The organism is Sphingobacterium athyrii (assembly GCF_003071065.1).
GTDB classification, from domain to species: domain Bacteria; phylum Bacteroidota; class Bacteroidia; order Sphingobacteriales; family Sphingobacteriaceae; genus Sphingobacterium; species Sphingobacterium athyrii.
On sequence record NZ_QCXX01000002.1, the window covers coordinates 323,989 to 343,327 of the forward strand.

Here is a 19,339-nt window from a genome sequence, read left to right on the forward strand (position 1 = left end):
AAAATTAGCTAAAATTTAGAAATATTGAGTAGCAAAGCCGGAGCCGGCAGTAGGAATAACATAAAAGCGCCTGCTGCTGAATTTCAGCAGCAGGCGCTTTTATGTCGAAAGCTATATGTTACAGCATACCACCGTCAACAGGAAGAACCTGTCCAGTGACATATGCCGATAAATCAGATGCAAGGTATAGGCATGCATTGGCAACATCTTCTGGAGATCCGGCGCGTTTCAATGGAATTCCGGCTTCCCATGTTGCGATCACTTTAGGGTCTAATATATCTGTCATTTCCGTACGGATAAATCCTGGAGCAACCACGTTCGCGCGAATATTGCGAGAACCTAATTCTTTCGCAATGGATTTGGTGAATCCTATAATACCTGCTTTGGAAGCGGCATAATTTGATTGACCAGCATTTCCCTGAACGCCAACAACGGAAGACATATTGATGAAAGAGCCTTTACGGTTTTTCATCATTATTTTTGAGGCCGCTTTTGTTACATTAAATACGGATTTCAAGTTAACGTTCAATACATCGTCCCAGTTTTCTTCTGTCATACGCATCAGCAGACCATCCTTTGTGATGCCGGCATTATTGACTACGATATCCAGGCTTCCGAAATCTGCAACGATCGCATTGACCAGTTGTTCTGCTTCTTCAAATTTTGAAGCATCAGAACGGTAGCCGATTACTTTTGTTCCGTAGGCTTGAAGCTCTTTTTCCAGCGCTTGTCCCTTTTCTACAGACGAAAGGTAAGTGAAAGCGACATTGGCACCGTGTTGTGAAAACACTTCGGCAATTTTTCTTCCAATTCCTTTTGATGCTCCAGTTACCAAAGCAATTTTTCCTTCAAGTAGTTTCATATAAGAGTGTAATGTTATTCGTTGATGTTTTTGCAAAAATGTTAAAACTATATTATAACACAAAATCTTTCGATAAATAAGGATTTAAAACGCGCCAAGTGTTGGTGTGATTTGTGGCTATTCATGGCCGGCAGAATAGGCGATATCATGTGTATGGTGTTCGGAAACCTGAAAAGTGGAATTTTGCCAACACTTAGGATTATTTTAATAAATCAATGGTATTTTTGAATAAGTGTTCCTAAAAAGTACAGTTTTTTGACAAAAGACTTGGGCGTTTACCAAAAACTATATTAAATTTGCATCAATCACAAAAACATGAGCAAAAAATCAAATAAAGAAGTTGACGTTGTTCTAATCGGCGCCGGTATTATGAGTGCTACTTTGGGTACGCTAATCAATGAATTAAGCCCAGACGTTAATATTGAAATTCTTGAGCGTTTGGATGTTGTGGCGGCTGAGAGCTCTGACGCTTGGAATAATGCTGGCACAGGCCACTCGGCCTTGTGCGAATTGAATTATACACCGGAACAAAAAGATGGTTCGGTAAAAGTTGATAAAGCTGTTAAAATTGCGGAGCAATTTGAAGTATCGAAGCAGTTTTGGTCGTACCTGGTTGATAAAGGCATTATTGCCCAACCGGAGAATTTTATCCGCAGCATTCCACACATGAGTGCGGTTTTTGGTGAAAAAGATGTGAAATTCCTGAAGACAAGATGGGAGACGATGAATACCCAAACTTTGTTCAAGGGCATGGAATATACCGAAGATGCAGAACTCTTGAAATCATGGATTCCTTTGATGATGGAAGGACGGGATGCAAGCGAGAAAATTGCTGCTACCAAGATGGATTTAGGTACTGACGTGAATTTCGGTTCATTGACACGTGATTTGATTAACAACCTTGCAAACAAAGAGAATATCTCAATTTCCTTAAACCATGAAGTTGTGGACATCGACCGTGAGGATGATGGCCGTTGGGAAATCGAAGTGAAAGATCTAAAAACAGGGGTGAAGAGAGAGCTAAAAGCGAAGTTTGTTTTTATAGGCGCTGGAGGTCACTCATTGTTATTGCTTGAAAAATCCGGTATTCCAGAAGCAAAAGGTTATGGTGGATTCCCTGTAGGGGGCCAATGGTTGAGATGCGTAAACGAGGAAATTATCAATACGCATCACGCTAAAGTCTATGGTAAAGCATCTGTTGGTGCTCCACCGATGTCTGTACCACACTTGGATACCCGTTATATCGATGGTAAACAAGCCTTACTTTTCGGTCCTTACGCTGGTTTCTCAACCAAATTTTTGAAACAGGGTTCTTATTTTGATTTGCCGGCATCAATCAAATTATCCAATATCCGTCCGATGTTATCCGCAGGACTTGATAATTTGCCATTGACCAAGTATCTCATTACAGAGGTTATGAAATCTCCTAAAGATAAATTGGAGTCGCTGAAACAATTTATGCCAACCGCTAAATTAGAAGATTGGGTTATTGAAAAAGCTGGCCAGCGTGTACAGGTGATTAAAAAGGATGAGAAAAAAGGAGGGATTTTAGAGTTTGGTACTGAAGTGGTATCGAGTGCAGATGGTTCTATCGCTGCCTTATTGGGCGCGTCGCCGGGTGCATCTACTTCGGTGGCGATCATGATCAGTCTCTTGAAGAAATGTTTCCCTGAGCGTGCTAAATCTGATGAATACCGCAAGAAATTACGCGAGATGATTCCTTCACACGGTAAGTCATTAAATGATGATGCTGAGCTTTGTCGTGAAACTCGTATCCGTACGCATAAAGCATTGAAATTAATTGCTATAGATTAATTTCAATAAACAATATACTTATGGGGTGCTCGGAAATGACAATGTCATCCGGGCTGAGATTATACCCAATAAAAGCGATTGTACGGCCTTGTACAATCGCTTTTATATACCTGATCCGGGTAATGCTGGCGTAGGGATTTTAATTTCAATAAAAACATCCGTTTTTCCGCTCATAAGTTTATTATGTAATTACACAAAATAATAAACAATTGAATGACTTCTGAGACAATTTTCGAAGCTTTTATTAAACAAATACAACAAGCCTCCATAGCCGAATGGCTGGGGGTCTGTTTTGGTATCTTGCAGGTTTGGTTTTCACGACAGAATAAATCGGTCAATTACCTCTTTGGGATTATTGGTATCATCATCTCGGTATATGTCTTATTCCATGCAAAATTATATGCCGAAATACTGTTGCACCTGTATTATCTTGTCATGAGCGTTTATGGTTGGATCTATTGGAAATATAGCAGTGATATTATTGTGCCGATCAGTCGTAGTACAGCCCGAGATTGGCAGATTGTTGGTTTTATCTGTGTGGCAGGTTTTCTATCGTTCTATTTTGGTCTGGTGCATTTAACTGATTCAGATGTTCCGCTATGGGACTCCTTTGTTTCCTGCACAGCCTGGGCGGGGATGTGGCTGCTGGCGAAGCGTAAACTTGAAAATTGGATTTTATTGAACATCAGTAACCTGATGGCGATTCCTTTGCTTATGCACAAGGGTTTATTCCTGTATGCTGCTTTAACCTTATTTTTATTTGTGATGGCTTTTAGTGGCTATTTTAATTGGCGGAGAATATTAAGTGATGAAAAAAAATATGCAACTGACTGATGCAGCTATCGCTGTTCTAAAAGATCAGCAACGTAAAGGAATTCAGCAAAAGAGTTTGTCTGATGAGCAGCTTGAGCTAATATACCGGAACAAGTGGTTTAAAATCTGGGTACCACAATCTTTGGATGGCTTGGGGCTGGATTTGGTCAGCGGGCTTTCTTTGTTGAAGGAGCTGGCCTACCAGGATGGCGGATTGGCGTGGACAGTAACTTTATGTGCCGGTGCGAATCTTTTTGTTGGCTTTATTGATCCAGCGGTCGGGCAGGATATTTTCAACTCAAAAACGGTATGTTTTGGCGGCAGTGGGCAGGTTGCTGGTGTCGCTGAACGTGAGGGTGAATCTTATCGTCTGAAAGGGCTTTGGAAATATGCTACCGGTGCTCCCCACTTGACACACTTTACGTTGAACGCCTATATTCAGGAGGATGGAAGGCCGCTATTGGATGAGGGTGGAAATCCACTTGTAAAATCTTTCTTTGTGGCGCGTGAATTTGTATTGATTCATTATGATTGGGATACATTTGGCCTGGAGGCGACAGCATCGCATTCCTTTTCGCTGGACAGTATACGGGTAGACGAAAACCAGTCATTTTTTATCGATGCCTCAAAAAGTACACGGACTGAGCTGCTCTATCAATACCCTTTTGTGCCGTTTGCCGAGTTGACCTTACTGGTAAACTTTATGGGGATGTATCATCGGTTTTTAGATTTGATCGAGAAGTTATTTGTATTGAAGTCCAATCAGGGGAAATGGGAGCAAATGGAAAGTAAAGCTGCTTTTCGGAAATTGGATGAAATGCAGCAGGACTATACAGCTAGGGAAAATAGTATCATGGAGCTTGCTGTTCGATCTTGGGATAATCTCAAGGACGAAGCTGATAATACCGCGTTATATGAGCGTATAGCGATAGAAAGTAGAGACTTTGTGGAAACTATTCTGTCCAATGTCATTAAACTCTATCCCCATACGGGGATTTCGGGCGCAGCCACTGACAATGAAATCAATATTTTGTTTCGGAATATATTTACGGCATCTCAGCATAAATTACTGCAAAAGAATTTGTCCTAAACGTCGGGCTAGACAAGCATGTTGCAATAGAATTTTAGCTGGAGATCCTTGAAGAACTTGGAGTTATAATTGTTAAATAAAACCTTTCATGATTCCATTGAATCACCAACAGTCATGAAAGTTCTTGATGGCCTTTGAAAATAGACACTTTCAGAAAAAAAGACGATCAATTGATCGTCTTTTTTAGTGTTAAATAGGAAGTGTCCCCGACGAGATTCGAACTCATATCGTCAGAACCGGAATCTGAAATTCTATCCATTGAACTACGGGGACGTGTCGCAAAGATATACTATTTTCTAGATCTTACAAATAATCTTTGCTATAAAATTTAAACTTTTGAGTGGGGAATTTATGGAGCATATCTTTCCTATTTTTTGACGTCCCCGCTTTTAGAATTTGCGTCATTCCGCTTTTCTGCGCTAACTTTTTGTCTATTAATATTATGCGTGAAAGTAATTTTAATTGGTCTCAACCAAATAGGGTATTGTAGCCTTTCTTTATCAGGCAAGGTCAGCTGGATATTTAAATCTGAGCGTTTAATTTTTTTTTTGACTGCAGAACTAAGGCCGTTGATGATAAACCTATTTAGACGTATTTACGCGATTAATTCGTCAATAGTCAAATTATCGTTTTCTTTTATTGAGCTTATTGTTCATTTTTACCAGATTTATTGCTCTCTTTTATCAAGCAAATACGTCGGTTTTCTGTTCAGTGGATTATAAATTTTGCTAATTAGTATCTCTTCCCGTTCAAATTCCACTATAGGAATTACACGTAATTTAGCTTGAAAACTATCTTTTATTTCCTTTAATAAAGTGGCATTTTCTTGTTTGGCAGAGATTAAAATTCGAATATCGTCGGTACCAATTACTGTGCTGGATATCTCAATCTGATAATGTTCAATCTCTTCATAACTGGCCAATACATCAAACATCGCAGGGGGAAACAAGGTGGTTCCTTTATATTTGATCATCTGCTGTTTTCTTCCTTCGACTGGACCTAATCGATAGCTGTTTCTGCCACAGGTGCAGGGGGCGGCATGCCGTCTAACCATATCACCGGTTTTATAGCGCAATAATGGCATTGCTTGAATACCTAAAGTTGTTACAACAAGCTCACCAAGTTGCCCGTCAGGTACGGCATTGCCATCGTTGTCCAGTATTTCCGTAATAATCAATTCTGGATGCTGATGACCACCATTGAAAGCTTCACATTCAGTAAATGCCGAACTCATTTCGGTGGAAGCATAGGTGGAGTATAGGGTAATATTCCATTTCTCCTGAATACGTTTGGCGAGTTCGTTATCTTTTAATTCGGCTGTTCTGAGATTTTCACCAATGCAAATAGCCACTTTCACAGAGCTATTATTGTAATCGATGTTGTGATCTTCGGCATAGGCGATCATTTTAAGTAGGAACGAAGGAACAACAACGAGAAATTTAGGTCTAAACTGTTGTATTGAATCCCATTGCATTTGCGGTATACCCGCTCCGATACGGAGTATTCCAGCGCCAATTTTACGGAGACCGAGGAAGTAGGCCAGACCCGCCATAAAACGACGATCTAAGGTTGTCATGATCTGCACACGATCACCCTTTTGTATACCAACACGTTGAAATGAAATCATTTCATTGTAGGCAAGCCGCTCCAGATCTGCATCCGTAAGTCCGAATACAACCGGTGTACCCAGTGTTCCTGAAGTGGTAGAATAGTCTATAATCTGATCTTGGGGAACACATAAGAAATCCCAGTTGAACTGTTGCAGCTGTTCTTTGGATGTGGTTGGAAGTAAGGGCAGGTCTCTGATACCGTGAATGCTTTGAATATTGATCGCTTCAGTTTTGAATAATCGTCTGTAATAACTCGAATGTGTATTTAAGTAGTTTAAAACAGTCCTGAGCTTTTCATCTTGAAAGCTGGTTATTTCCTCAATACTTGCTTGTTCTATGTTTGGGTTCATCGATGATCTCCTTTCTTTTCGATTTTTCGGATATATGAAGCAATATTTTTTTGATCAACCGCGGTTGTTACTTCAAGTGCATTAGCCCGTTGGAATTGGTCCAATGCCTCTCCGTATCTTTTTTGATCGAAATAGTATTTTCCTTTTTTATAATAAACTGCCCAAAACAATGGGTTTAATTCTTGATAGTTCTGCCATTCCGATTCGGAAATCGATTCTTTGGTCTTTAATTTATGGTCTATAATGCGGTCAAAATTACGATACCGTTCATAATCCTGGTATGCCTTGCTATTTAAAAACGGATCCGGAGGGATATTCAATCCTGCACTAGATACCGAATGACCGGTTTTGTGTAAAGTACTGTCAAATATCTTGTTTAGGTCGTAACAGACAAATTCGCCGAGCTGATAAGGGTTTGCTGATACCCAGACAAGACGTTTTTCGGGTTGGAAAACAATGCCATGATGCGCTAAAAGCTGGTTTAGTGCCTTTTCGTTGCCTAAACCTATTTCCTTATTTTTTAAACCATTCCGGTCCCTTAATATGGTTGCGACCTTATTAGGAGTGAGTTTGTCATGTTCCTGTAGCTGCGCTGTCAACAATTGATAGCGATAGGTACTGTGGCTTTCCTCAATTTGCTTTAGGTTGCGTTTGTCCGAACGATATGCAGGGCTTTGAAAATGGTTCGTGCACAACAGATGGTTCGTGTTTTCAGATTCGTATACATCAAATTTATGAGGCGACATTTCAATTAATATTGCTTTTCCTTCATCTGCGGAACCAATCATCAATGATTCAGAAATAAAAATGGGGTGTTTTTTTGCAATTGCAATCGCTTCTTTAAAATTTCGTGCATATTGGAGAATTTCTCTTGCCACTATAGATATTGGGGTTTTTGCAGCCCAAGGAATAGAAGATTTCCCCGCATTAAGTGTCACTGTAAGTCCTGCGCGATTCATTCCGGAGACAACTCCGATCATCCCAGCCCAGCCGACGGAAAGAAAGGCATAGCCAGAATCAGGTTTAACAATGGAAATGAGCTTATTTTTACTAAAATCATCACCGGCATAAAAATCAAAATTTCGGCCGATAATTAGGCCTCCATCCGCGGACTTCTGATCCCAGGCTGCCAGAGAGGAGCAGCCGACCAAAGCAAGATCCTGAAAAGCATGGCCCAGGTCGTGTGCTCCGTGTAGAAAAAGATTACGTTGATAGGGATCCATTAGCGCGTCATAACGTGGAGAAGCATAGGTTGACAAAGCAAAAATCTCCTTTTTATATTCCGATGGGATATATTTATGGATTTTACGATTATAAATTTTTGTCAGCCGCATCATCCATTTCTGTTTCTTCGTAGAGGGGATAAATTCCTGTATTTTAGAAAAGAATGCATCTTCCTGATAGGCATATAACGATCGTGTCAGTAAGCCTGTTTTTAACCCGATTTCCATTGGATTTCCAGTGACATAGAGTTCCCAAAGTCCCTGTCTATTCTGTAATAGGAAATTACTGTCTACAGCAATGTAATTGCTTCCCGAATCGGATAACTTCAGTTCTGGTATAGTCTGTGTTTCAAATTGAGCTTTTTCTTTCAGTGCGCCATTAAGGCTGCATGAACTAAATAGCAATAGTATCCAGTTCGTTAGCCACAGCTGTCTCATCGTTCTCTTTAAATAGGTCATCTTCAAATTCCTTTCCAAGCATCATTAAGCAACAGGAGAAGGCTGTAATCGTAACGCCCAATACACCATGCATCTTGACATTTTGCCCCGTCAAAAATAAATTTTTGACTTTTGTTTTTGTAGAAATCAAGCTGTTCAAGGGATATTGGTGCTCTTTCAGGTAACCATACATGTTGCCTTCTTCCGCGCCAATAAAGTCGCGATAGGTCAATGGGGAAGAGGTATGGACCGATCGGATTGCATCCTTTATATTCGGGAACAAATGCTGCAGCTCTTCAATAATTTGATTGGCTTTTGCGGTTTTAAATGCTTCATAACTATCTCCTCTGGTACTCAGTTGCTGTATAATTGAGCGATTGAAGCTTTTATCCCATTGCTGTACTTCTGCTGCCGTCATATAGCACATGACGGTCATTGTACTGCAAAAGGTTTGATCTTGATCGTTACGGCTCATGGAGATGACCAAAGGCGATTGATTGTGATCATACCACACTGACTTTATATTTTTATAATGGTATATATTGTAGTTTTGGTAGGGAATAAGATCCTCCTTACAGACGATGTAGACCGAAAATACAGAAGGACTCAGGGGGAGGCTGTGGATACGTTTGACATAGGCCTGCTTCTGAAAACGTTCAGGTAGCATCGCAAAAGTATGACGAAGATTGATATTTGAAACAAATTCATTTGCATAAATCAATTGCTGATCATCTGTACGTATGGCTTTAATCAACTGATCCTCCATTTCTACAGCAATGACTTCTTTGTTTTTCAAGATATCACCACCATATTTTCGCAATTGGCGTATCAGTAATTTTGCGATTTGACTTCCTCCATTTATACATCGCCAAGCAGATTGAATATAGGAGTTGATGGTCAGCGCATGGACATAAAGCGGCGTACTCTCGGCCTTGGCAACATATAAGAAATTGGAACCAACAAGGACAGCTTTGAGTAGTTCATTGTCGGTCAGCTCATCTAGGAAAGATTTTAATGAGGTCCCTAGGACGGTTTCATTGAATCCAAAGCTTTTCCGAAGATTATACATCGGAAAAGAGTTACAGATTTCCTGTATTTTTTTGCAGTAATTTCTTAAAGCTTCTTCTTCTTCCGGAAAATAGGGGAGCAATTGATTGACGAAATTATCATAACCTTGAGCGTGCGGATAATTGATCGGATCTCCTTCAAATGAAATTCGGTCATATTCATCGATATCCATGCGCTGGATGGCTAGATCCTGCATGATGCCCAGGTAATCAAAATATTTATGCAGGTTTTCACCTTCACCTAGCCCGCCAATATAGTGTACTCCAGTATCTAAGATCTCCTTGTCGCGTACAAAGGTCTGTAGATTGCCACCATATTGATTGTTCTTTTCAATGACACATACCTTGCGCCCAAATCTGGCCAGCAGTACAGCGGTAACGAGACCGCCGAGGCCTGAACCGATGATCACACTATCATAGACCTTACCCATTCGTTTTTCTCTTTAATACATAACTGTGCTGGTCACTAAATACCTGTTCAAAACCTAGGTAGCTCGGTGCTTGTACAACATCATAGTATATGATCGTCTGTACTGAATCTGCAATTTCATAGTTTTCGTCGTTGCTCCCGAAAATCACTACATCCAGTTTTAATTGACTTTCAGCAAGATGTTTTAGATAGGTTAGTTTACGTTTTCGAACCAAATAGTTATTTGCCGCAATAATGCGTTTTTCTGAATCCCGGATAAAGGTTTCTATTTGCCGTTGCGCCTGTTGCATGGTTAACAAAAATTCAATATGACCATAATTGTCTCCAATATGCAAAATTTTTGCATTTGCTGCAATGAATTTATTCCATGCAGCGTAGGATGTCTGAAAGCGGTCAAAGGCTTTTAGGCTGGCTTTTTCTATTTCACTTTCTTTATAACGATAGTTTAAACTGATTTTTTCTCTAAAATAAGCTGGATTTTCAAACTTATTTCTAATATCCGCAAATTGTTGTTTAAAAAAGCGACTGATATTTTTACAACGCAGGGTATAATTATCACCAAATTGCTGATCTGTGGCAGGGATCCTTTTCCCTATGACTGTGCTTAATGTACCGTCATAGACAATAAAATCGCCTTTAGGACATACATCTGCAGCGCCATGGATGTAAATTGGGATGATATCCAATTGCAATTGTTCGGCCAGATAAAATGCTCCTTTGTGAAACCGTTGAATGTCATTGGTCGCCGATCGCGTACCTTCAGGAAAGATAACGATAGAAAACCCTTCATCTATCCGTTGCTTTAATATTGTTTTGGTCTTTTCTAAATCATCATCTAACATCAAAAATCCGGCCCGCCGAACTACTCTTCCAAATACCGGTGACTTATAAACCCATTCGTTGGTCACAAAAATACATTTTGGCATTAAACGCCCGATCAGCAAAGTATCCAATAGGGAATTGTGATTGGCAATAATGATCGCTGGTTTTTTGAAATCCTCTCCGTGTGGATTGAATTGCTGCTTTTTGACAAAAGGATTTGATTTTAGGACGGAATCCCCAAAGCGGGACATGAGCCTTGTTATCAAGGATCGGTTGCGGATAAGACTGAAAATAAAACCAGAAACAACACTTCCAATGATGTAATAACTAAAAGAAAAGAGCGCGAATAATCGCAAACGCAGCGTCAATGGAGAACGACCTGCTGCTGGCCTACGGCTAAACAATAACCTAAAAATAATAGGATAGAGAACGAAGGTGTTTAAAACGGCGGCGGTTACCCCGAGCAAAGAGACTGCGGAAATAGATTTTAACGCCGGATGTTTGGCAAAAATTAGTGCACCGATAGCCAAAATTGTGGTCAATACGGCAAGGAGAATGGATGTTCGGTAGGTTGGCATCTCATCTTTGCCGGTACTGTATTCTTTCTGTAAGGCCGTTGTCATGAATATCGTAAAATCCACACCATGACTGAATACTAATGTACATACGATCGTGCTGAAAATATTGAATTCAAGATGAAATAGGCCCATGAGTCCACCAGTGACCAATCCTGTCAATGCAATGGGGATCATACTGACCAATGTCAGCTCAATACGACGAAAAGACAACCAGAGAATAATAAATATCGCGATAAAGCTGTAATTAACCAAGGTATTGAAATCATTTACGAGCTGACCCAGAAAAGTTTCGTTCATCTCTTTTCGGTCAATCACAACAGTAGTTTTGTTGTTGAATTGCCCGATCAGATTTTCTCTGTATTTTTCCCTTGTTTTTACGACAGTATTTGCTGTAAGAAATCCATTTTTTGAACTCAGATACTCCGATAAGATACCACTATTCAGCGTGCGGTACTCAGCTAATGATATGGCTGAGAATTTTTGATCCAAGAGATCAAAAAAAGCTTGATATGCATCGGGCTTAAACCCAAAGGCAGCGCTTGAACGGACGAGATTACTGCGGATTTCTTTTTTACGTGTCTTAGTCCAAAAGGCATTCCATTGTGCAATTTTTGCCGCCTGATCCTTTTTCGATAAAACAATTTCACCTATTGAGCTAATGGATGTGATTGTTGTATCTTGCTTTAACCTGTGATATAAGACGGTATTTTCGGAAAGAACCTGTTCGGAATTATTACCGTAACTTATTAAGAATAATGATTTGCTTTGCTGTTGCGCAGAATTTTCAAGCTTTTGCTCTGCTTCCTGAAGCTCCTTTGGGAAAAAGTTTAATGCCGACAGATCTTTATTAAAACCCACCCGCCAAAAAGTGAATAAACTAACAACAACTAACAGGTAACTAAAGACCTGTAGGATTTTATTTCTCTCGAAACTGAAAGCAGATATGCGATCGATAAGATGATTTTTATCATCCGAACGTTTATTATTGGGCTTGTATATATGTGGAATGAGAATCAAGGAAAAAACTCCTGAAAAAAGAATAGCAATAAATGCGAAAATTCCTAAGTCCTTTAGCGCTTCGGAATTGACAAATAAGAGGCAGAGAAAAGATACTGCTGTCGTTCCGGCACTCATCAATATCGGTTTGGTGATTTCTTTATACAGATGCTTGATATCCTGCGTTTGTTTGAAATGTGTCATGATATGGAGCGCGTAATCAATGGTAATACCTATCAGGACCGCTGCGATGGAGATCGATATAGCCGAAATAGTACCTCTCAGAAAGTAGAGAAATGAGAGCGCTAACAATGCCCCAAATAATGATGGGATAAAGATGATGACGGGAATTTGTATTTTCTTATAAAAAAGAATCAAAATCAGCATCAATAAACTCATTGAAATAAGGATCGTTGTTTGGATATCCGTTTTGATTTGTTTTGCATTGGCAACAGCCACCAGTGAAGCTCCAAAATAACTTAATTTCAATTTCTTGCTATAATGCTGGTTGAGATCTTTTTTGATCCGGTTGAGCCCGTCTACAAAAATGACATTATGTTCAGTCTCTGAACCCGAATATTTCGGATTAATAAAGAGCAATAGCTTGCTTGAATCTTTCGTGATAATATAACCATTATAGAGCTGAAAATCACCGGCAATATTGAGTTGCTGGAATTTTTTTAGCGCTAAGAAACCAATTCCCAATGGATCCCGCTGTATAAAAGATTTTGCGATAATACTGGTAGGGGAAATTAATGCCGCGTAATTAGCCGCAACTGTCTGGGCTATGCTATCACTGGAAAGTCGTTCTTCGATTGATTTATAATCGTTTTCATCAAGCAGGGTAGGCAACTGCCCGTAGACGAATTTCATGGTGTTCTCCATTTCTTCGTCACTAATCTGTCCTTGGATAGCCCGATAGTAGGGGGCAAGAAGCACGATGCTATCTGAAAAAGAGTTGGCCATATCAACCATATCATCAATTGAAGCATCTTTCTCCCGCTCGATGATTACACTGATTTTATCAGAAAATTTCAGTTGCGCTAATATTTTGGCTATTTCGTTTGTTCGTTCGTTTTTCGGTATTATCCGGGTGATATCTTCTTCAAATTTCAGTTTCAAAGCAAAAAATCCGGTAGCAAGCAAAAAAAATAGTGCAATTAACCAGGCAATATAGGGCTTCTTCTTAAAAAATAAATAGAGCTGATAGAAATAGTGCTGCATATTAACGTCGTTGATTTAACCTTAATAGAGTAAATGATGAAAGTCCAAATAGAACAGCGGTAAACAGGGCTAGAGCAAGACTACCAAAGATATATTGCAGAAAGTGCTCAGATATGGATTGGAAATCAATATTGCTATAATCTCGCAGCGGTCTGGCATTCGGAATGATCAGTTTGCCGGTCTGTATAGATCCCCAAATGATTAATGGTATCATAGGGGGAATACTGATATTTGAAAAGGCAAAGCAGAGCCCCTTGTTAAGCCTAAAAATGGAAGCGAGAAAGATGGACAAAAAAGACTGAAATCCCCAGACTGGAGCAATGCCGATAAACACACCCAATGCGATGGAGATAGATTTAATTAGATCCGAATCATTGGTGCCTAGAATGTCCTCTTTTAGAAATTGCTTAAAGCTTTTTTTTTTGAAACTTTGGAAAGCATTTCTTGGGAATATATAAAGTAGGCTGATCAATACCAGAAACGTATTAAGTATACTGATCCGGGTGAAGTCTTTAAATGGTCGAAAATGGGAAACTCTCTCCGAGGGGTCGTAAAGTATTTTAATGGGTACATTTTTTACGTTAACACCCTTCCATGCCGAGCGAACAATTACTTCAATTTCGAGCTCAAACTTATTGGTAAATAGTTTTTTAGGTATGAGGTTTAGCGGATATAAACGATATCCAGATTGCGTGTCTGCGAGCTTAATGCCGGTTTCAAACCAAAACCAAAAGTTTGAAAACTTATTACCAAAGCTACTTTTTTTTGGTATTCCGACCTGATCCATCTGACGTTCACCAATCAATAAAACCCGACCATCACTCCGGTCAAGGGCATTCATAAATGTTGGAAGATCATCGGGGAAATGCTGCCCATCTGAGTCTATTGTTATCGCATAGTGAAAACCTTGCTTTCTCGCTAATTCAAAACCTATTCGCAATGCCTTTCCCTTACCCGAGTTTTTATCAAGATGCTGTATCTCAATGGATGGATACTTTGCCAAAATTTCGGCTGTAGCATCTGTTGAACCATCATTGATGACGATGACCTGTGCGGTGTAGAACAATACTCCATCCAGAACCCGCTGCAAAGTTTTTGCATTGTTGTATGTAGGGATTAGTACACATACATCTGCTGGGATCGCCATTTCACGGATAGGTTGCGAATTTAACATAGCTATTTAAATGGAATTAGTATAGCGATGAAAAAAGAGCTCCATTTTTAATGCGATAGTTTCGTCAAAAGAGCAATTGGCTTTGATCTGGATGGTATCAGCTTCTTTGATTGCTAATTCTAAACTTAGATTTGGATGAGCAAAAGGATCTATGATCGCATAAAAACGAATGTTTTTTGCGGCGCTCATACGCAACTTTGATTGAAGTAAATCTTCACTTATATTTTTAATGATCTGTAACATGCATACCCCCGGTGTAACCGGTCTGTCTGGAAAATGTCCATTAAAAATAGAATGATTCGGATTGAGACTTATTTCCAACAAGTGTTTTCCATCTGCACTCAATCGACGTCCATGTATCTTATAAAAGTCTGCTAAAACCATATCCCAAATATACAGCTTTATTTATTTTTCGTAAGCTGAGTTGTGTATCAAGTCAGTTAAAATGGAATATTTACAAATTCCATTTGCAACTTGATACCATGATGCTGTATACTAAACTTATCGAGTTTGCCGATGGAATCAGTGCTCAATTGGATTTTGAGTTTTGGTTTATATTTAGATGCGGTTTCAATTTTGACTAATTTCCCCTGATCGTTTAGATTCAAAAAATATCGCTTCCCATCCATTGTGCTTAAAAATTGTCGCGAAGATGAATCTTGGTATGTAATTGGATAATTCACTTGTGTTAAGGTCCTAAAGTCTTTAACAAGCGTATTGATGATGATCTTTTTGTTGAGATCCTGCATGATATAGTTGACCTGATGCTTATCCTTGGCAATCGTCATATCAAAGAATGTATTCCCCAGATCAGAAGTAAGCACAATGCGGTGTTCCTGCTGATTTATTCTTTTAGCCACAAACATACCCGAGAACTCTTTTTTATAAAAGCGGATCGTTGCCCGATAGAGACGTTCATCATTTAGATCTGCAAAATAAGGGTTCTGAATAACTGTATCCGCTTGTTTGTAATCCTGCTGTGTATGGTTTGGGTAGTATACCTTACAGCCGGTTAGGAGCAATAGGAGTAGTGTACTAAAAGCTAAATGACGCATCAGCGATGGGTTGATTGATCTGTTTGTTTTTGAAAACAATTTTTGTGTAATCTTTGGATGGTTCTATTAATTGTACTTCGGATACCGTGAGCTGCTGATTATTAAAATAAAGAATAACTGTCTGTATATAAGTGGACAATTCTTTGGTTTTGGGCGATAATTTCGCAATCCGCTGGTTTTTATTTTTATAAAATGTGATATTGAAATCATTTGCCGAAAAAAGATCGCCGCTGATACTGCCAATGATCATTTTATTGATTTTCTCAAATTTCTTATTGTTGCCCAGATCCACTTTATTCTTCTTGCCCTGATCATTTATGAGCACTTTATTGTCTTTGAAAAGAATCCCATATTGAATGGGCTTATTATATTTCCACAATAATTTATTTGGATTTTTTAAGAGCATTGATCCGCTGGACGTAATTTCCTTCGACAAAAAATCCAGGTGCTTGTATTGCACAAAGTCTGTTTTTAATGTTTTAATTTTTTGCGCTTCGGCTACTACCGTTTGTTTGAAGTTGCTGATCTCAGCATTGGACATAGCTTCTTCTTGCGCTTTTGTGTAAGCAAAATGAAATAAACAAATAATGAGTAGAATGAGCTTAGTTTTCATATACTTTTTGATTTAAGAAATCTTCTAAATTTAACGCTTCTAGTTTGTTTGTCTGTAATTCTATTAATAAACTTTTAACAACATGGACCGTTTTTTTGGATGTATCATGCAGCAAAATAATCTTACCGGGACGGAGTCTTTTCTTTATGCGTTTGAAAATTTTATTTTCATCTCGATTTAGGGTATCCAAAGAGCGGATACTCCAGCCGATCGATGTCATTGCGCAATAGTCTAATGCTTTTGCAATATGCGGATTACTGACGCCAAATGGCGGTCTATACAGCAATGTTTTTTTTCCTGTGATTTTCTCAATCGCCTGATTTGCATGTTTCATTTCAACAGCGACGCTGTCACTGGAAAAGAAACCGATCGAATTAGGATGATTCATACTATGGTTGGCGATAACATGTCCCTGCATAACAATTTGTTTTGCTATTTCGGGATATTTGAGTACCTGCGATCCGATACAAAAAAAACTTGCTTTGACACCGTACTGATTTAATAAATCTAGAATTTCCAGCGTATAGGGTGTGGGGCCGTCATCAAAGGTGATGGCGATTTGATTTGTACTGGTTTTACGGTCATAGGTGGACTGCATAAAGAAATTCAACCGGAGGTCAAAAGCCCCCCAGGATAAGGTGCCGATATATAGTAGCAATACAACAAGGAATGGATAATAGAGCTGATATTCTTTCCATAGTAATATTGCCATTAAAAGTAGTGCAATGCATCCGTATGTTGTATTTCTAAAATTTAGCATCTTGATAACAGCATTAAACTGTTTTGTTCTCCAAAATTACAGATAAGAATATTTCGATCATGTTGTTTTTTACCTTCATTTAGACTGATAGATGTTGAAAAGGTTTGATCGTTCAGTCGTTTTAAAGCCAGATCAAAAGCAAACACAATGTCTGTGTCGAATATTCCGGTCTGAGAATTATACTTTATTTTACTGATTTTCTCCAATGTTGGTGATACAGTGTTAAAGGGAGCTTCTACTGTTGTTGAACTATAAATAATGGCTTCAATTTGGTTTATAGTTAGTTGGTTTCTTTTGAGGAATTCGCCGATATGTTTTTCCGATGAGTGACCAGCGGTATTACGATAGATGTCAATATCCTTTAATTCGCCGAGGGTGTGGCTGTCTTTTTGATTGGAAAATACAAAGAAACCAGCACCTTCTGTTTGAATGCCGTTTGTATCGTTTACCTGATCTTCGCCGATTGCTTGGTTTACTTCAATGCTAATATCTGAGAGCTCGTCAACGGCACCGACCAATAGCGACGCGCGTTCATTCATTGTAAGCTGGATATAGGCGTCTAACGCGGCGGATTCAAAGGATATTCGCCCTTGAGAATAGGTCATATTATAACCTGAATTTTTGGTCAGTAATGCAATTTGCCCTGCGACGGTATTATGGGTAGACTGGATAAAGGCCGTAGGAGATAAGAAATCCTCTTTTTGTTCAATGATCGCTTTTAGAAATTTGTCAGAGTCAACCAGGCAACCTTTACCTGTACCGACCAATATACCATCAGGATTGGGGCAGTCCGCTTGCCGCATCGCTTCCATCCCGCAGATAATGCCCATTTTTACGGCCTTGGACATGCGTCTTGTGGCAGCAGGGGGGACTAGCTCGCTATCTATTTTTGGTAAGTTGATCTTTATCCACTGTTCTGTAGTATCCAGCTGAGCTGAGTTAATGACAGCGACGCTGCTACCATTAATATAAACTTTCTGCATCGGAAAAAATTAAAGTTGAGCAATTTCCGCCAAATCCAAAAGAGTTGCTGAGGACATGTTTGATGGAGGATGATCGATGATCGGTTACTGGCTGTAGTGCAGGTTGTTCCATTGCTGTTTCAAACCTTAAATTGGCAAAAGCCAATTGATGCTGGATTGCCAGTAATGCATAAATCGCCTCTATACCAGCGGAGGCCCCTAATGTATGGCCTGTATAAGCTTTTGTTGAACTAAAAGAAGGAACATTGTCCCCGAATATACGCTGTATGGCCATCGCCTCAGTTCGGTCATTATTTTCTGTTGCTGTTCCATGTGCATTGATATAATCAATTGCGTCAGGAGCCAACCGGCTTATTGTTAAAGCTTCTTTCATCGCCAAATAAGCCCCTTCACCGCTGTCTGAGGTAGCTGTTTGATGAAAAGCATCATTCGCATTGGCGAATCCCGTAAGGTAACCTAATATAGGCTTAGGTATTTTTTCTAATGCTTTAGCAGACTCTAGTACCAGAAAGCCTGCCCCTTCACCGAGGTTTAATCCGTTTCTATTCCGGTCGAATGGTCGATTAGGCTTGTCAGATAGGAGCATCAAGCTGTCAAATCCATTGATTGTAAACCGCGATAATGCATCTGAACCGCCGACCAAAACACGTTCTGTACGACCTGAAAGTAATAAACGGGCTCCAAAACTAATCGCATTGGCCGCCGAAGAACAAGCTGTACTGATCGCTGTAGCAAAACCATTACCACCCAGTAATTTTGAAAGCACAGATGCCGAATCTCCCACATCTCTTCTCTGTATGAGCGTTCTATCGCCATTTAAATGTGGAAAGTATTGTTCGAAAATATCCATTCCGGCGACAGATGTGCCCATAATAACGGGTATATTTCCTAGATCTGTTATCGCTGCTTGTGTCAGGGCTTCTTTGGCAGCAATGGCGGCCAATAAACTCGTGCGTGAGCTGTATTTCGGAACGGTAATTCCCAACTTTTCTACTAGCTCCTGGTTTGTCCAAGGGACTTCACCGACAAGGGTGCACGCTTGATGTTTTCCCGCAATATGCTGAAGTGGTTTAATACCATGCTGTTTCCGGAGTAATGAATGATAGTTTTGCGCTACGTCATCTCCGATAGCGGTAATCATTCCCATTCCGGTAACAGCAATCGCATTATTCATGGGTTATTTTGTTCTATTTTCTGAAATATAGTGGGCAAGGGTGTCAATGGACTGAAAAATTGTCTTTCCAACTTTTGGATCAGTCACTTTGATGCCATAATCTTTATCCAATAATACGGTTAGTTCCAATGCATCGATCGAATCGAGCCCAAGGCCATCTCCAAACAGAGGAGCATCGTTTTCAATGTCTTCTACCGCAATCTCTTCCAGATTTAATGCTTCTATTATCTTTGCTTTTAATTCAGATTTCAATTCTTCCATT

Annotated in this window: 16 protein-coding genes and 1 tRNA gene; 3 read left to right on the forward strand and 14 right to left on the reverse strand. The window is 39.6% G+C overall.

Going from position 1 to position 19,339, the window contains the following annotated elements:
* Positions 1-118: 118 nt before the first annotated feature.
* The gene (gene fabG, locus DCO56_RS07805; protein WP_108633192.1) at positions 119-862 is read right to left on the reverse strand and encodes a 3-oxoacyl-[acyl-carrier-protein] reductase; all 744 of its coding nucleotides are present in this window, start codon (positions 860-862) and stop codon (positions 119-121) included.
* Positions 863-1,177: 315 nt separating this feature from the next.
* On the opposite strand from fabG, the gene DCO56_RS07810 reads away from it, so the two are divergent.
* From DCO56_RS07810 to DCO56_RS07820, 3 genes are all read left to right on the forward strand, one after another.
* Positions 1,178-2,677 (forward strand): malate:quinone oxidoreductase, encoded by a 1,500-nt coding sequence (locus DCO56_RS07810; RefSeq protein WP_108633193.1) that lies wholly within the window; start codon positions 1,178-1,180, stop codon positions 2,675-2,677.
* Positions 2,678-2,890: 213 nt separating this feature from the next.
* A complete protein-coding gene (gene pnuC / locus DCO56_RS07815; RefSeq protein ID WP_108633194.1) occupies positions 2,891-3,511 on the forward strand; it encodes a nicotinamide riboside transporter PnuC in 621 nt (206 codons plus the stop codon).
* Positions 3,486-4,580, forward strand: coding sequence for an acyl-CoA dehydrogenase family protein (locus DCO56_RS07820; protein ID WP_108633195.1), 1,095 nt, complete (start codon positions 3,486-3,488; stop codon positions 4,578-4,580). Before pnuC ends, DCO56_RS07820 begins: the two co-directional genes overlap by 26 nt.
* A gap of 201 nt (positions 4,581-4,781) precedes the next feature.
* On the opposite strand, the gene DCO56_RS07825 is transcribed toward DCO56_RS07820, so the two are convergent.
* The 13 genes from DCO56_RS07825 to DCO56_RS07885 all read right to left on the reverse strand — a co-directional run bounded on the left by DCO56_RS07825 (position 4,782) and on the right by DCO56_RS07885 (position 19,338).
* Positions 4,782-4,853, reverse strand: a tRNA-Arg gene (locus tag DCO56_RS07825).
* Positions 4,854-5,247: 394 nt separating this feature from the next.
* A complete protein-coding gene (gene flxY, locus DCO56_RS07830) occupies positions 5,248-6,540 on the reverse strand; it encodes a flexirubin biosynthesis putative acyl-CoA ligase FlxY (RefSeq protein WP_108633196.1) in 1,293 nt (430 codons plus the stop codon).
* Entirely contained in the window at positions 6,537-8,201 is a 1,665-nt protein-coding gene (locus DCO56_RS07835) for a C45 family autoproteolytic acyltransferase/hydrolase (protein WP_108633197.1), read from the reverse strand. The genes flxY and DCO56_RS07835 overlap by 4 nt, the downstream gene beginning before the upstream one ends.
* A complete protein-coding gene (locus DCO56_RS07840; protein ID WP_108633198.1) occupies positions 8,158-9,699 on the reverse strand; it encodes a phytoene desaturase family protein in 1,542 nt (513 codons plus the stop codon). The genes DCO56_RS07835 and DCO56_RS07840 overlap by 44 nt, the downstream gene beginning before the upstream one ends.
* Complete coding sequence (locus DCO56_RS07845) at positions 9,692-13,318, reverse strand: MMPL family transporter (protein WP_108633199.1); 3,627 nt, start codon at positions 13,316-13,318, stop codon at positions 9,692-9,694. The genes DCO56_RS07840 and DCO56_RS07845 overlap by 8 nt, the downstream gene beginning before the upstream one ends.
* Before the next feature lies 1 nt (position 13,319).
* Positions 13,320-14,492 (reverse strand): DUF2062 domain-containing protein, encoded by a 1,173-nt coding sequence (locus tag DCO56_RS07850; RefSeq protein ID WP_108633200.1) that lies wholly within the window; start codon positions 14,490-14,492, stop codon positions 13,320-13,322.
* Between the two features lie 6 nt (positions 14,493-14,498).
* Positions 14,499-14,876 carry an ApeI family dehydratase gene (locus tag DCO56_RS07855; protein WP_108633201.1) on the reverse strand — a complete coding sequence of 126 codons (378 nt, stop codon included), beginning with the start codon at positions 14,874-14,876 and terminating at the stop codon, positions 14,499-14,501.
* Positions 14,877-14,932: 56 nt separating this feature from the next.
* The gene (lolB2, locus tag DCO56_RS07860) at positions 14,933-15,547 is read right to left on the reverse strand and encodes a flexirubin biosynthesis protein LolB2 (RefSeq protein WP_108633202.1); all 615 of its coding nucleotides are present in this window, start codon (positions 15,545-15,547) and stop codon (positions 14,933-14,935) included.
* Positions 15,528-16,160 (reverse strand): flexirubin biosynthesis/transport protein LolA2, encoded by a 633-nt coding sequence (gene lolA2, locus DCO56_RS07865; protein ID WP_108633203.1) that lies wholly within the window; start codon positions 16,158-16,160, stop codon positions 15,528-15,530. The genes lolB2 and lolA2 overlap by 20 nt, the downstream gene beginning before the upstream one ends.
* Complete coding sequence (locus tag DCO56_RS07870; RefSeq protein WP_181390494.1) at positions 16,150-16,872, reverse strand: polysaccharide deacetylase family protein; 723 nt, start codon at positions 16,870-16,872, stop codon at positions 16,150-16,152. The genes lolA2 and DCO56_RS07870 overlap by 11 nt, the downstream gene beginning before the upstream one ends.
* Before the next feature lie 41 nt (positions 16,873-16,913).
* Positions 16,914-17,903 carry a beta-ketoacyl synthase chain length factor gene (locus DCO56_RS07875; protein ID WP_108633205.1) on the reverse strand — a complete coding sequence of 330 codons (990 nt, stop codon included), beginning with the start codon at positions 17,901-17,903 and terminating at the stop codon, positions 16,914-16,916.
* Positions 17,884-19,077 (reverse strand): beta-ketoacyl-[acyl-carrier-protein] synthase family protein, encoded by a 1,194-nt coding sequence (locus DCO56_RS07880; protein ID WP_108633206.1) that lies wholly within the window; start codon positions 19,075-19,077, stop codon positions 17,884-17,886. Before DCO56_RS07880 ends, DCO56_RS07875 begins: the two co-directional genes overlap by 20 nt.
* A gap of 3 nt (positions 19,078-19,080) precedes the next feature.
* Positions 19,081-19,338, reverse strand: a complete 258-nt coding sequence (locus DCO56_RS07885) for a phosphopantetheine-binding protein (RefSeq protein WP_108633207.1) — start codon at positions 19,336-19,338, stop codon at positions 19,081-19,083.
* Between the last annotated feature and the right edge of the window lies 1 nt (position 19,339).